The 13,939-nt window shown below is 68.2% G+C and carries 11 protein-coding genes; 8 read left to right on the forward strand and 3 right to left on the reverse strand.

Features of this window, described 5'->3' with window-relative positions; genetic code table 11:
• Nucleotides 1-30: 30 nt before the first annotated feature.
• The 3 genes from OG811_RS31300 to OG811_RS31310 form a co-directional block, all read right to left on the reverse strand.
• Entirely contained in the window at nt 31-852 is an 822-nt protein-coding gene (locus tag OG811_RS31300; protein WP_406070886.1) for an alpha/beta fold hydrolase, read from the reverse strand.
• 19 nt (nt 853-871) lie between these two features.
• The gene (locus OG811_RS31305) at nt 872-1,441 is read right to left on the reverse strand and encodes a DJ-1/PfpI family protein (protein WP_222952845.1); all 570 of its coding nucleotides are present in this window, start codon (nt 1,439-1,441) and stop codon (nt 872-874) included.
• Between the two features lie 88 nt (nt 1,442-1,529).
• Entirely contained in the window at nt 1,530-2,273 is a 744-nt protein-coding gene (locus OG811_RS31310) for a GntR family transcriptional regulator (RefSeq protein ID WP_406070887.1), read from the reverse strand.
• Nucleotides 2,274-2,601: 328 nt separating this feature from the next.
• Between OG811_RS31310 and OG811_RS31315 the strand changes: the two genes are divergently transcribed.
• The 8 genes from OG811_RS31315 (at nt 2,602) to OG811_RS31350 (ending at nt 13,812) form a co-directional block, all read left to right on the forward strand.
• Entirely contained in the window at nt 2,602-4,035 is a 1,434-nt protein-coding gene (locus OG811_RS31315) for an extracellular solute-binding protein (RefSeq protein WP_406070888.1), read from the forward strand.
• A gap of 38 nt (nt 4,036-4,073) precedes the next feature.
• Nucleotides 4,074-4,982: a carbohydrate ABC transporter permease gene (locus OG811_RS31320; protein WP_406070890.1), complete on the forward strand. Its 909-nt coding sequence runs from the start codon at nt 4,074-4,076 to the stop codon at nt 4,980-4,982.
• Nucleotides 4,982-5,893 carry a carbohydrate ABC transporter permease gene (locus tag OG811_RS31325; RefSeq protein ID WP_406070892.1) on the forward strand — a complete coding sequence of 304 codons (912 nt, stop codon included), beginning with the start codon at nt 4,982-4,984 and terminating at the stop codon, nt 5,891-5,893. Before OG811_RS31320 ends, OG811_RS31325 begins: the two co-directional genes overlap by 1 nt.
• Nucleotides 5,893-6,960, forward strand: coding sequence for an ABC transporter ATP-binding protein (locus tag OG811_RS31330; RefSeq protein ID WP_406070893.1), 1,068 nt, complete (start codon nt 5,893-5,895; stop codon nt 6,958-6,960). Before OG811_RS31325 ends, OG811_RS31330 begins: the two co-directional genes overlap by 1 nt.
• On the forward strand, nt 6,960-8,036 hold the full coding sequence (locus OG811_RS31335) for an ABC transporter ATP-binding protein (protein ID WP_406070895.1): 1,077 nt from the start codon (nt 6,960-6,962) through the stop codon (nt 8,034-8,036). Before OG811_RS31330 ends, OG811_RS31335 begins: the two co-directional genes overlap by 1 nt.
• 270 nt (nt 8,037-8,306) lie before the next feature.
• Nucleotides 8,307-9,767, forward strand: coding sequence for an NAD-dependent succinate-semialdehyde dehydrogenase (locus OG811_RS31340; protein ID WP_406070897.1), 1,461 nt, complete (start codon nt 8,307-8,309; stop codon nt 9,765-9,767).
• 249 nt (nt 9,768-10,016) lie between these two features.
• Nucleotides 10,017-11,225 carry an iron-containing alcohol dehydrogenase gene (locus OG811_RS31345; protein ID WP_406070899.1) on the forward strand — a complete coding sequence of 403 codons (1,209 nt, stop codon included), beginning with the start codon at nt 10,017-10,019 and terminating at the stop codon, nt 11,223-11,225.
• Between the two features lie 310 nt (nt 11,226-11,535).
• Nucleotides 11,536-13,812, forward strand: a complete 2,277-nt coding sequence (locus tag OG811_RS31350; protein ID WP_406070900.1) for a glycoside hydrolase family 44 protein — start codon at nt 11,536-11,538, stop codon at nt 13,810-13,812.
• Nucleotides 13,813-13,939 lie beyond the last annotated feature (127 nt).

A 13,939-nucleotide genomic window follows, 5' to 3' on the forward strand; every position in this document is an offset into this window, starting at 1 on the left:
TGAGCACGGGCTGCGGACCTGCCGCAGCAGTTAGTGACCTCGGTCCCGGCGCAGGAAGCACGACAGCAGTTGCCTGAACTCGTGCGGGTGCTCGATCGCCGGCACGTGCCCGCATCGGCCGAGCACGTGCAGACGGACATCGGCCAGGTGTTCGAGCAAGGGCTGGGCTGCCGTCCCGAGCGGGGTGACTCGGTCCTCGGCGCCGTGAACGAGCAGCACGGGCGCGCGGACCGCTGCCAGCGTTTGCGTCGAGAGGGTGAGCTCGTCGACCCATCGTGCCCGAGGTGGAGGAAACAACGACGCGAACGCGGCCGCCCCCGCTCGCATCGCAGCTGCACGAGCATCGACGGCCGAATCGGTCACGAGCGCTTGGTCGAGGACGAGGCGACTCAGCATGTCTCGTGCCCCGAGCGGGCCGGCGGGGGCGGCCCAGACCGCGTCGAGCTCGGCGGACAGCGGCGCCCCGGGGGCGCCCATCGTCGAGACCGCCACGACGCGGGTGACCTGCTGGGGGCGCGCGGCCGCCAACGCCAGCGCCACGGCGCCGCCCATCGAGTGACCCACCACGGCGTAGTGCTCGATACCGAGAGCATCCATCAGGCCCGCGGCCTGCTCCGTCCACAGCCGGAGCCCACCCCTGGAGCCCGCCGGGACAGGTGTACGGCCGAACCCCGCCTGGTCAGGAGCCACCAGGTGCCAGGACCTGCCCAGCGCCTGCGCCGTCGTCGCCCAGGTGCCGGACCCGGTCGTGCCGGGTCCGGAGCCGTGCAGCATCAGCACCGCGGGCCCGGTGCCGCTCTCCAGGACGTGGACGGGGGAACCGTCGACGGTGACGGTCCGAAGTGCCGTCACCGGGGCAAACCAGGTGTGCTCATGCCGATGCGGAGTTGACGGACTTCGAGAAGAGCTCCATCATCGCCCTGCCGAATTGCGGCATGTCGGGCCAACCCCGGCAGGAGACGAGGTTGCCGTCCACGACGTCGGGAGCGTCGATGACCGTCGCGCCCGCGTTCTCCATGTCACCGGTGATGGGCGGGAAGCACGCCGTCTTTCGACCCTTGAGCAGCCCGTACACCGCTGGTACCTGCGCGCCGTGGCACACCAGCGCGATGGGGAGGTTGCGGGCGAAGAAGTGCTCGGTGATGCGCCTGACGTCGGCGTCGACCCGGATCCACTCGGGTGCACGTCCCCCGGGGATGATGAGGGCGTCATAGCGCTCGACGTCGACCTCGGCCCAGGGCACGTCGACCGGCAGCTTCCGGCCGTTCTTCTCCACGTAGGCGTCGGAGTTGGGGTCGAACTCGTGGATGACCAGTTGCACGTCACGCATCGTCCGTGACGAGACGTCGACGTCCCAGCCGCCCTCCTGCACGCGATAGTAGGGATACATGGTGTCGAGTTCCTCGGCGGCGTCGCCGGTCAGGAGCAGCGCTCTGGGCACCTGCTTCTCCTCGCATGTGGGGACGGGTGAGGTGAATCAGATCCAATCCGATCTGATCGAGTTAGCATTCCTCGGCCCAGCCCGCCCGTCAACCCTCCACCGCCATTCCGTCCGCGTCCTTGACCTCGTCGAACAATCGCCGGAAACGCTCGCCGGACCGCAGGATGTGCCGACGCATCGCGTAGGCGGCGGCGTCGGGGTCACGCGCGGCGATCGCGGCCACAACTTCCTCGTGCTCGGCCATCGCGAGGTGAGTGACCTGGGTGTCGTGGTGCAGCCGGAAGAGGTGCACGTGGCTGTGCAGGCGAGCAAGCGTTTCACGGATGACCTGGTTCTCCGCGCTCAGGGCGACGAGATCGTGAAAAGCGGCGTCGCGTAGCCCGAAGGCGCCGTAGGCCGACAGCCCGCTGCCCCCCTGCAGCTCGGCCATCTCCTCCAGCATTCGTCGCAGACCGGCCACCTGCTCCGAGGACGCCCGTTCGGCGGATCTGCGCGCCGCCGCCGGCTCGAGGAGCAGGCGAACCTCGAGCATGTCCTCGAATCGGTGACGAGTGATCTGGGGCGGAATGCGGTAGCCGGCATGGGGCACACGCACGACCAGGCCCTCGGCCTCCATGCGGTTCAGGGCGTCTCGGATCGGCGTCTGCGAGACCCCCAGTTCCCGCGCCAGGACGTCGATCGTGACGCGGGAGCCAGGCTCGATCCGTAGCGACATCAGCTGTCCGAGCAGCGTGTCGTACACCTCGTCGGCGAGCCGGCCGCGAGATCTTCTCGGCGGCGTTCCACCCGGCACGGCCCTACGGTCCCGCCCGATCATCGCTTCGTCGTCCATCGTGACCTGAGGTCCTTTCTTGCGCCTTCGAGAACCTGTTGACACCAGTCACAACGCTGCGGCATGCTGACGCCCCCACCAGATCGTATAGGAAAAGTGACGGATGATCTTCATCCTCCACCATCGCGGCACCACCCGCCATGGCGACTTCGATCACCTGGAGGACTGCTCGACGGTCGGAAGACCCAGCACATCGCGGCGTGCTCGTGACGCCGCTCCCGGGTCGGCCCCCGCGACAGCCCAGTAACACGCCTGAACGACCCAGCAACTGCTCGGCGAAGCACATAGCGAGGCTCTAGAAGTTCCCACCCAGAAAGCAGGCGAGAAGATGCGGAATCCGAAGCGAATAGGAATAATGTCCGTTCCCGGCCGAAAGGTGCGGCTGGCGGCGGCGGCCATGCTGTTGGTCGCCACGACCGTGACGGCATGCGGCGATGGCAAGGATGACGGCGGGAAGGCGAGCGCCCCCAAGGCACCGGCGACCATCCCGGAGCTCACCAAGGACCCGCTGACTCTCAGCTTCATCTGGTTCGACTGGCCCCCCGCCCAGGCACTGGAGACCTTCGCGAACGCCGAGTACAAAAAAGAGCGGCCGAACGCGACCATCAAGGTCAACACCGTGCCGAACGCGAACTGGCACGACTCGATGTTCACCCAGTTCGCCGCGCACAAGACCGACTTCGACATCGCGATCCTGGACTCGCAACACATCGGCGAGGCCGTGACGAACGGCAACATCCTCGACCTCACCGACTTCGTCAAGCAGAACATCGACGTCAAGGCCTACAACCCGTACCTCCTGGCGGCCTACGGCCAGTTCCCCCAGGCGGAGACGGGCAAACGCGACGAGAACGCCAGCCTGTACGGACTGCCGCTGCTCGGCGACACCTGGACGATGATCTACCGCAAGGACCTGATCGGCGACAAGCCTCCGCAGACCTGGGACCAGATGATCTCAGTCGCCGAGAAGTGCCAGGCGGAAAATCCTGGCGTCAGCGGGCTGGCTTTCCACCAGGCCAACGGCTCGGACGCCGCGGCCGTCACCTACAACACGGTCAACGGCGTCTACGGCGGCAACCTCTGGGACGCCAAGGCCCGCAAGATCGACGGTGTTCTCAACGACGCCGCGGGCCAGGAGGCGATGGACGTCCTGGTCAACAAGATGAAGCCGCTGACCGCGAAGGGCTCCGGCAACTGGTTCATCGACGAGGTGAACGCGTCGGTCGCCCAGGGCAAGGCATGCATCGCGTTCAACTGGATCGCCGCGAGCGGCGGCCTGCTTGATCCGAAGCAGTCGACGCTCGGCACCACGCGGGAGCAGATTCTCGACAAGCTGGGTTTTGCCACCCTGCCGAGCCAGAAGACGAACCTGGTCCCGCTCGGCGGTATGGGGATGCACGTGTCGGCCTACTCCGCCAAGGCAAACCAGGCGGAGGCCCTGAACTTCATGAAGTGGTTCGAGCAGGCTGATGTCCAGAAGAAGTGGGCTGCGGCTGGTGGCGTGCCATCGCGTACGGACGCCCTGGAGTCGCCCGAGTTCCTCAATGCCGGGCCGTTCAACCAGGTGTACACCGACTCGGTTCCGCGGATGCGGGACATGTGGAACGTGCCCGAGTACGCGCGCCTCGTCGACATTGAGAACACCAACGTGAACGCGGCTCTCAACGGCGCGAAGAAGCCGAAGGATGCGCTCGACGACATCGCCAAGGAGCAGCAGGGCGTGCTCGACTCCAGCAGCCGCAAGGGCGGCGGCGGACTGTGAGTGACCCCGTCCCTCTGACGGCCGACCACCCCGGGCAGGTGGCGTCGCAGACGCCACCTGCACCGGGTCGGTCCCGCCGGCTGACCGACCGCAGGCTCGCCGTGGCCTTCATCTCCCCCGCGCTGCTGCTGTTGCTCGCCATGTCGGTGTTCCCGTTGCTGTGGGCGTTGTACCTGTCTTTCACCGACTACTCGGCCACCCGCGGGGGGCCCGCCCATTTCATCGGGTTCGGGAACTACACCGCCATCCTGACTTCGGCACAGGTCCACCAGAGGGCCTTGACGACGTTGATCTACGTGATCGGCGCGGTCGGCCTGCAGACCGTGCTCGGCTTCACCATCGCCTACCTGATCTCACGGCGCACGCACGGGCGAGGCGTGCTGACCACGCTGTTCCTGGTTCCGATGATGCTGTCGCCGGTCGTGGTCGGGCTGTTCTGGCGATTCATGCTCGACGCGCAATTCGGCGTGATCAACAGCATGCTCGGCTCGGTCGGCCTGGGGCAGGTGGAGTGGCTCACCCGGCAGCGAACGGCATTGATCTCCCTGATCGTGGTCGACACCTGGCAGTGGACGCCGTTCATCATGCTCATCGCACTTGCGGGCCTTACCGCGGTTCCCAAGTACCTGTACGAGGCCGCCTCGATCGACCGGGCATCCGAGTGGTTCCGGTTCCGCACCATCACTCTTCCGCTGGTGTGGCCGCTGCTCCTCATTGCCGTGTTGTTCAGGGCCATCGAGGCCTTCCGGCTGTTCGACCTCGTCTACATCCTGACCAACGGAGGTCCGGGTGTCTCCACCGAGACGTTGTCGTTCCACGTCTACAAGGTCGCGTTCCTGGGCTTCAACACCGGAACCGCCTCGGCGTACGGGATCCTCATGGTCCTCGTCGTCATCGTCCTCACGCAGTTGTACCTGCGCTACCTGAACAAGCTCAAGGAGGACTGATGGCCGTCTCCGTCGACGAGGCCGTGTCCACAGGTCCTGCCCGGGATCACTCGCCCCCCGCGCGCCGCCTTGGCGGCCGGGGCCGCTCCGGGCTGGAGGTCACGCTGCTGATTGTGCTGGCCGTCGTGATGCTCTTTCCGGTGCTGTGGATGATCGAGACGTCCATCAAGGAGAACCGGGACGTCTACACCATCCCGGCCAAGTTCTTCGGCTTCAAGGTCACCATGGACCATTACAAGGACGTGTTCGTCGCCCCCGGCGGCGGTCGCTCGGCCCTGTCCGTCTCGTTCCTCAACTCCGTCGTGGTCGCCGGGGTCTCCACGGTGCTGGCCACCGTGCTGGGGGTCCCGGCGGCCTGGGCCTACTCACGCTTCGCCCTGAAGGCCAAGAAGGACCAACTGTTCTTCATCCTGTCCACCCGCTTCATGCCGCCCGTGGTGGTCGTGATCCCGATCTTCCTCATGTACCGCCAAGTCGGACTCATCGACAACAAGCTCGGCCTGATCCTCATCTACGCCGCGTTCAACGTCCCGTTCACGATCTGGATGATGAAGGGGTTCGTCGACGAGGTGCCCGCGGAGTACGAGGATGCCGCCATGCTCGACGGCTACACCCGTTTGCAAGCGTTCTGGCGATTTACCCTTCCCCTGCTCGTGCCCGGCATCGCCGCGACGGCGGTCTTCGCACTCATCTTCTCGTGGAACGAGTTCGTGTTCGCCATCTTCCTTACCTCCAGCGACAACGTGCGGACGGCCCCACCCGCCATCGCCGGCCTCATCGGTGGCACCACCACGGACTGGGGTCTCGTGGCCGCCGCCTCCGTGGTGTTCGCCCTACCGGTGCTCATCTTCGCCTATCTGGTGCGCAAGCACCTCATCGCCGGTGTGACGCTCGGGGCGGTGCGGCGCTGATGGCGGGCATCGAGGTGACCGCCCTGCACAAGCGCTACCCGGACGGGACGGTCGCAGTTGATCACGTGGACCTGTCCATCGGCGACGGCGAGCTGTTCGTGATGCTCGGCCCTTCGGGTTGCGGCAAGACGACCACGCTGCGGGCCATAGCCGGCCTGGAGAGGCAGACGACGGGCGACATCCGCATCGGCAACACACTGGTCAACGACCTGCCGCCCGCCGAGCGCGACATCGCCATGGTGTTCCAGTTCTACGCTCTCTACCCACACCTGAGAACCCGCGACAACCTGGCGTTCCCACTGCGGGCCGAGGGACTGCCCAAACCGGAGGTGCACGAGCGGGTCAACGAGGCAGCCCGGCTGATGCGGCTTGGTCCGCTCCTGGACCGGCGACCCCGCCAGCTGTCCGGCGGGGAGCAGCAGCGCGTCGCGCTTGCTCGCGCCCTGGTGCGACGACCGCGCGCATTCCTCATGGACGAACCTCTCACCAATCTGGACGCAGAGCTGAGGGCGGACATGCGCACGGAGATCAAGCACCTGCAGGGGGAACTGGGTACGACGATGGTCTACGTCACCCACGACCAGGTCGAGGCGATGTCGCTCGGTCACCGAATCGCCATCCTCAACAAGGGTCGCGTCGAGCAGATCGGCACGCCGCTGGAAGTCTACGACCGTCCGGCGAGTCTTTTCTGCGCCGCGTTCATCGGCTCCCCGCCGATGAACCTGGTTGAGGTGGAGGTGGCCGACGGGAAGCTGCGCAGTCCGGGCGGACTGGTCCTCACGCCACCGCCAGGCCTGCCGCGCGACCGTCGCCTGGTCGCAGGCGTCCGGCCGGAGGCGCTGGAAGTCACCGAACCAGGGGCGGAACGTTCGGTCCCGGCCCGCGTGGTCTCGGTGGAGTGGCTGGGTGACGAAATCATCTACGTGGTTGACCACAGCGGCCAGCGCGACGTACGGGTTCGGATGCCGCCGACTGTCCGGTTCGCCGCTGACGCAAAGGTCGGGCTGCGGCACACCGGCGGGACCCCGGCGGTCTACGACGTGCGCACGGAAGAACTGGTGGCCTGATGGGAACCGTGGCAGTGCAGGGGCTGTGCAAGTCCTTCGGCAAAGTCCAGGCCCTGGACGGGGTGACGCTGGACGTGCCGGACGGCTCGTTCTTCGTCGTGCTCGGGCCCTCCGGGGCAGGCAAGACCACGACCCTGCGAGCGATCGCCGGCCTGGAGAAACTCGACGCCGGGTCGGTGCAGCTGGACGGGCGGGACGCGACCGGTGACACCCCGGCCGCACGCGACCTGGCCATGGTCTTCCAGAGCTACGCCCTCTACCCGCGCCACACGGTGTACGAGAACATCGCGTCGCCGCTGCGGGCCCGCCGCTGTTCTTCGAGCGAGATCACCGCTGCCGTCGAGCAGATGTCGAGCCTGCTGCACATCGAACGTCTGCTGCAGCGTCGTCCCGCGCAGTTGTCGGGCGGTGAGATGCAGCGTGTCGCCCTGGCCCGGGCGCTGGTCCGTCGCCCACGCGCGTTTCTCATGGACGAGCCGCTGACGAACCTCGACCTCAAGCTCCGCGTCGAGATGCGCACCGAGCTCACCCGCATCCACCGGAGCCTCGGAGCAACCTTCGTCTACGTGACCAACGACCAGGTCGAGGCCCTGTCCATGGCCGACCAGGTCGCGGTCCTCAAGGAGGGGAAGGTGCAACAGGTCGGAACGCCGACCGAGGTGTACGAGCGTCCAGCCAACAAGTGGGTCGCCGGATTCGTCGGGAGCCCGCCGATCAGCCTGCTCGCCTGCCGCGCCGAGGGAGATCGTCTGGTCGGTGCGGACGGCTGGACGCTGCCGCGGCCCCGCTGGACCACGGCTGAGGACGGTCGTGCGCTGCTGCTGGGCCTGCGCGCGGAGGACCTGTCCGTCGAGCAGCGTGGGGACGCGTCGTTGTCCGGGGAGCTCTACGGGCTTGAGCCGCTCGGTGACCGGACGGTGGTCGACGTCCGTGTGGGGACGGAGATCCTCAAGGTCAAGGCACGACCCACCGTCACCGGTACGCCGGGCGAACGGTTGCGTGTCACGGTCGACCTGGACCGTGCGCACCTGTTCGATGCGGGCACCGGGCTGTCGCTGTCCGAGGCCGGGCGGTAACCGCGCCGGGCGGCGACGGCACCATGCGCCCGCACGTGACGATCCAGCCTCGGCGGACCGTCACCGGGCCTGACGACGCTGTGACGGCCGTGGCCCGAGAAAGCGATCAGTGGCGCGGGGCGTCGGCCTGCAGACCGGGCCAGGGCCACCTTCGACCCGCTCGGCAACCTCGCCCCCGACGAGGGCGGGTGACCCGCCCGTCTCCGCGCACTGCGCGATCGCTGAGGCACACGCCCGGACATCACGAAGAAGATCACAGGAGGCGACGCGATGAGTGACCCGATGAACGTCCTGGCCCCCGAGCACCGGCGGCTCCGGATCGGCGACGCCTGGCGCGACGCCGCAAGCGGAGCCACCTTTGCCGTCGAGGACCCGGCCACCGGCAAGACCATCGCCGAGGTGGCGGACGCCGACGTCGTTGACGGGCTCGCCGCTCTGGACGCGGCGAGCAAGGCGATGGCGCAGTGGGCGGCGACCCCGCCGCGGAAACGGTCAGAGTTGTTGACCGCGACGTACCGGGCACTGACCGAGCGATCCGAGGAGGTCGCTCGGCTGATAACGCTCGAGATGGGCAAGCCGCTCGCCGAGGCTCGGGCAGAGGTGGCCTACGGCGCCGAGTTCTTCCGTTGGTTCGCCGAGGAGGCGGTGCGCGTCGAGGGGCGCTACAGCACCGCTCCCACAGGTGGATATCGCATCCTGACCGTGCCGAAGCCGGTCGGTCCGTGCGTCTTCGTGACGCCCTGGAACTTTCCGTTGGCCATGGGTGCCCGCAAGATCGCTCCTGCGCTGGCTGCGGGCTGCACGACGATCACCAAGCCAGCAGGCCAGACGCCACTCACCATGCTGTTCCTGGCCCGCATCATGGAGGAGGTCGGCGTTCCCCCGGGCGTCGTCAACGTGGTGACCACCAAGCGTTCCGGCAAGGTGGTCTCCGCACTGCTGGCCGACAGTCGGACCCGCAAGCTCTCGTTCACCGGGTCGACCGAGGTCGGGCGCGTGCTGCTGCGACAGGCTGCGGACAACGTGCTGCGTACCTCAATGGAACTGGGCGGCAACGCGGCCTTGATCGTGTGTGCCGACGCCGACCTGGACGTCGCGGTCGACGGTGCCATGGTGGCCAAGATGCGCAACATCGGGGAGTCCTGCATCGCGGCCAACCGGATCTACGTCGAGGAGCCGGTGCGCGAGGAGTTCACGGCGCGCTTCGCCGAGCGGATGGGCGCGCTGTCGGTGGGCCATGGTCTCGACGACGGCGTGGATGTTGGGGCGTTGATCGACGAGGCCTCGGTCACCAAGATCGACGAGCTCGTCGCCGACGCGGTCGATCGCGGCGCCCGGGTCCTGGTGGGCGGCGAGCGCACGGATGGGCCGGGCCACTTCTACCCGCCTACGGTCCTCGTCGACGTGCCCGACGATGCGCTGATGCTGCAGACGGAGATCTTCGGCCCGGTGGCGCCGATCATCTCGTTCACGTCCGACGACGAGGTGCTGGCGAAGGCCAACGACACCGAGCACGGCCTGGTCGGATACATCTTCACCCGTGACCTCCAGCGGGCGCTCCGGTTCACCGAGCGGCTCGACACGGGGATGATCGGCATCAACCGTGGCCTGATATCGGACCCGTCAGCTCCGTTCGGAGGCGTGAAGCAGTCCGGGATCGGCAAGGAGGGGTCGCACGAGGGCATCCTTGAGTACCTCGACCTCACCTACGCGGCGATCGACCTACCGTGATCGGCCTGCTGCTCCGGGCGCCCGCCGAGGATCACCGCACCCTGTGCACACACGACCTGACCGGCCTCCACCCGGGGGACGGGACCCGGGCCATGGCCGGCACGAATCCGCTGGCACCGGGGACGCCGGCGACTCCGCCGGTGTGCGCACCACAGCCGCGGCGGTGGTTGGGGCGACCAGCCCCTTCGGTGGTCCCAACGGCTACGTCCGCCCAGCACATCGCCGCCGACGTTCCGGAGAGGCACTGACATGCTTGAGACCGTCCGCGGACCACGCCAGCTGATAGTGGGCGAAGGGGTCGCGCAGAACATCCCACGAGTGGTGGCCGAGAGTGGCTCGCGAGTCCTCATCGTGACCGACCAGGTTCTTCTGGGGCAGCCCGGCGTGGCCGAGATCGTGGCCGCCGTGCGGGAGCAGGTCGAGGTCGTCGAGGTGTTTTCCGACGCGACTCCAGACGTGCCACTCGCCGATGTCGCCCTGGCCGTCTCGGCCGCCGCCAAGGTGGACGCCGACGTGATCCTCGCCATCGGGGGTGGCACGGTGATCGACCTCGCCAAAATCGTCGGCGTCATCCGGCGCCACGGTGGGACGCCGCGCGACTTCTATGGCGAGTCGAAGGTGCCGGGGCCGACGGTTCCTCTCGTCGCGGTCCCGACGACGTCAGGCACCGGCTCCGAGCTCACACCCGTCTCGGTGTTGACCGACCCGGACCGCGAGCTGAAGGTGGGGGTTTCCAGCGTCCACATCGTGCCCGACTTCGCCATCGTCGACCCCGAACTCACCTACACCTGCCCTGCGACCGTCACCGCCCACTCCGGCATCGACGCGTTCTGTCACGCGGTGGAGAGCTACACCGCGCGACCCCGGGCCCACGGACCGCGCGACCTGGTGGAGCAGGTCTTCCTCGGCCGTAACCCGATCACCGACCACTACGCGCTCCTGGCCGCGGAGCGGATCGCCCGTAGCTTGCGTCGTGCTGTCCGGGACGGAGGCGACACGGACGCGCGCGCGGACATGTCCTATGGGTCCGTGCTCGCCGGGCTCGCCTTTTCCCACGCGGGCAACGCGGCCCCGCACGCTCTCCAGTACCCCATCGGCGCAGCCACGCACACGCCGCACGGCCTGGGCGTCGGGCTGCTCCTGCCCTACGCGCTGGACGCGGCCAGGGATGCCATCGGCGACCGGTTGGCCATCCTCGCCGGGGTGTGCGGGCTCGACGTGACCGACGCCTCGGATGCCGAGGCCGCAGACACGTTCCTCACCTGGCTCGACGGGCTCCTTGCCGACATCGGCATCCCTCCCACCCTGGCGGACATCGGCGTGGCACGCGCCGACCTCCCGCGCTTCGCGGAGATGGCCAGTGGCGTCACCCGCTTGATCCAGAACCATCCAGGCCCGACCGACACCGCCAGCCTGACCGCGATCCTCGAAGCGGCCTGGACCGGGGACCGGACCTGACATGTCCTGACTCCGAGCAGAGATAGTGACCGGCCTTGACGACGAGATTGAGAATGCGTGCTAGAGGCTGCTCGGTGGGGCTACGACCAGTTCGGTGTCCGAGTCGTGGTGCGTCTGCTCCCAACCCGCTCCCCCAGTTTCGGCACACGCTGCTGATGGCGGCGATGCTGAACGAGGCCCGTCGCTTGGAGCTAAAGCCCGTGACCGCGCGATCGACATGATCCACAAGGAGCCTTCCGACGTTGACTCGAAGCCAGGAAAGCGCAACGCTGTGGAAGCGCTCCCATCGTCGAGCTTCTATTCGAAAGGAATGCTCGTGCGAACCACAAGAGTTCTACTCCCGGTCGTGCTCGCCACGGCCCTCGGCGGCCTGGCCCTGCCGGAGCCCGCCCTGGCCGCGACCGGCCCGGCGCTGGCCGTGGACACCACCGCCGCCCGACACCAGATCAGTCCGTACGTCTACGGCATGAACTTCGCCGACCAGGCCCTCGCCCGCGACCTGCGGCTGCCGGTGCACCGCTACGGCGGCAACGCCACCACCCGCTACAACTTCCGTGCCGACACCACCAACCGCGCATCGGACTGGTACTTCGAGAACATCCCCAACGACAACCCGAGCCCGGCCGACCTCCCGAAGGGCTCGGAGACCGACCGGTTCGTGCAGCAGAACAAGGCCACCGGCGCCGCCACCGTCATGACAGTGCCGCTGCTCGGCTGGATCGCCAAGGACCGGTCGCGGGCGTGTGGCTTCAGCGTCGCCAAGTACGGCCCGCAGGAGTCCACCGACCCCTGGGCACCGGACTGCGGCAACGGCAAGAAGCCGGACGGGTCACTCGTCACCGGCAACGATCCAAAGGACACCAGCGTCGCCGTCGGTCCGGAGTACGTCACCGACTTCGTCAACCACCTCAAGGGGCAGTTCGGCACCGCCGCCGACGGCGGAGTCCAGTTCTACAACCTGGACAACGAGCCGGACCTGTGGCAATCCACCCACCGCGACGTCCGCCCGACCGGGCTGGGCTACGACGAGCTACGCGACCGCACCTACGAGTATGCCGCCGCGATCAAGGCTGCCGACCCCGGCGCGAAGACGCTCGGTCCCGTCGGCTGGGGCCTGAACTCAATCATCTATTCGGGCCTCGACCAGGACACCTGCTCGCGCACCGGCTGCTGGTCGAACCCGCCGGACAAGGCCGCGCATGGCGGCCAGGACCTCGGCCCGTGGTACCTGGACCGGATGCGCGAGTACGAGCAGCAGCACGGCACCCGCATCCTCGACTACTTCGACGTCCACCTCTACCCGCAGCAGTCCGGCGTGTTCGGCGACGCGGCCGGCGACGCCAACACCCAGGCGCTGCGACTGCGCTCGACCCGCCAGCTCTGGGACCCGACCTACGTGGACGAGAGCTGGATCAACAGTCCGGTCCGGTTCATCCCGCGCCTGCGCGATCTGGTCGACCAGCACTACCCGGGCACGAAGATCGCGATGACCGAGTACAACTGGGGCGGCCACGGGTCGCTCAACGGCGCGCTCGCCCAGGCTGACGTGCTCGGCATCTTCGGCCGCGAAGGGCTCGACCTGGCCAACCTCTGGACCGCGCCCGGGGCCGACCAGCCGGTGGCCAACGCCTTCCGCGTCTACCGCAACTATGACGGCAAGGGCGGGGCGTTCGGCGAAACGTCCGTCCAGGCGACCAGCGCCGACCAGGGCAGGCTGGCCGTGTACGCCGCCGAGCGGAGCGCCGACAAGGCGCTCACCCTGGTCGTGGTCAACAAGACCGGTGACGACCTGACCAGCCCGATCGCCCTCACCGGCGCCTCCGCCAGCACCGCCCAGGTCTACCGTTACAGCGGGGCGAACCTCGCCGCCGTCGTCCGGGAAGCCGACCAGCCGGTGACCGCCGGCGGCCTCACGGCCACCTTCCCGGCCAACTCGATCACACACCTGGTGCTGCCGCGCGGCACCACGCCCGGCGATACCCAAGCGCCGACCGCCCCGGGCAAGCCGACCGCCGGCACGATCACCGGCGACAGCGTCGCGCTGGCCTGGACGCCGTCCACCGACGACACCGCCGTCACCGGCTACGACGTGCACCGGGTCGGCACCACCGGCACCGTGAAGGTGGGCAGCGCCACCGGCACCACGTACACCGTGACCGGGCTGACGCCGGACACCCCGTACACCTTCGTGGTAACCGCCCGCGACGCGGCGGGCAACGTCTCGACGGCCTCGCCCGGCCTGACCGTGCGGACCGCGCCCGCCGCCCCGACCATTGGCTGCACGGTCGGCTACACGGCGAACAGTTGGCCGGGCGGCTTCACCGCGACCGTGACGATCAAGAACACCGGCACCACGGCGATCGACGGCTGGAAACTCGCCTTCGACTTCCCCACCGTTGGCCAGAAGGTCAGCCAGGGCTGGTCGGCCACCTGGACACAGAACGGAACGAGCGTCACCGCAGACAGCATGAGCTGGAACGGCAAACTCGCCCCCGGCGCGTCCACCAGCACTGGCTTCAACGGCACGTGGAGCGGCACCAACCCGACCCCAACCGCCTTCACCCTCAACGGTCGACGCTGCGGGTGACCTGAGAGACCCCTCCTCCGTTGCACACCAGCGGAGCAGGCCGGAGGGGTCCGGGGCGCCGCTGCGCCCCGGACCCCTCGCTCTCGAGCGGCGGGGATGTCGCCAGCGAACAGCCCTCGCTCGCCAG

Origin of the sequence: Micromonospora sp. NBC_01638, assembly GCF_045209745.1 — a bacterium.
In the GTDB taxonomy this organism is placed as follows: Bacteria; Actinomycetota; Actinomycetes; order Mycobacteriales; family Micromonosporaceae; genus Micromonospora.

Excerpts from the sequence above, each read along its gene's own strand:
- OG811_RS31325 (WP_406070892.1), top strand. The coding sequence starts at position 4,982 with ATGGCCGTCTCCGTCGACGAGGCCGTGTCCACAGGTCCTGCCCGGGAT.
- OG811_RS31315 (WP_406070888.1), top strand. The coding sequence starts at position 2,602 with ATGCGGAATCCGAAGCGAATAGGAATAATGTCCGTTCCCGGCCGAAAG.
- OG811_RS31345 (WP_406070899.1), top strand. The coding sequence starts at position 10,017 with ATGCTTGAGACCGTCCGCGGACCACGCCAGCTGATAGTGGGCGAAGGG.
- OG811_RS31335 (WP_406070895.1), top strand. The coding sequence starts at position 6,960 with ATGGGAACCGTGGCAGTGCAGGGGCTGTGCAAGTCCTTCGGCAAAGTC.
- OG811_RS31330 (WP_406070893.1), top strand. The coding sequence starts at position 5,893 with ATGGCGGGCATCGAGGTGACCGCCCTGCACAAGCGCTACCCGGACGGG.
- OG811_RS31350 (WP_406070900.1), top strand. The coding sequence starts at position 11,536 with ATGCTCGTGCGAACCACAAGAGTTCTACTCCCGGTCGTGCTCGCCACG.
- OG811_RS31340 (WP_406070897.1), top strand. The coding sequence starts at position 8,307 with ATGAGTGACCCGATGAACGTCCTGGCCCCCGAGCACCGGCGGCTCCGG.
- OG811_RS31310 (WP_406070887.1), bottom strand. The coding sequence starts at position 2,273 with ATGGACGACGAAGCGATGATCGGGCGGGACCGTAGGGCCGTGCCGGGT.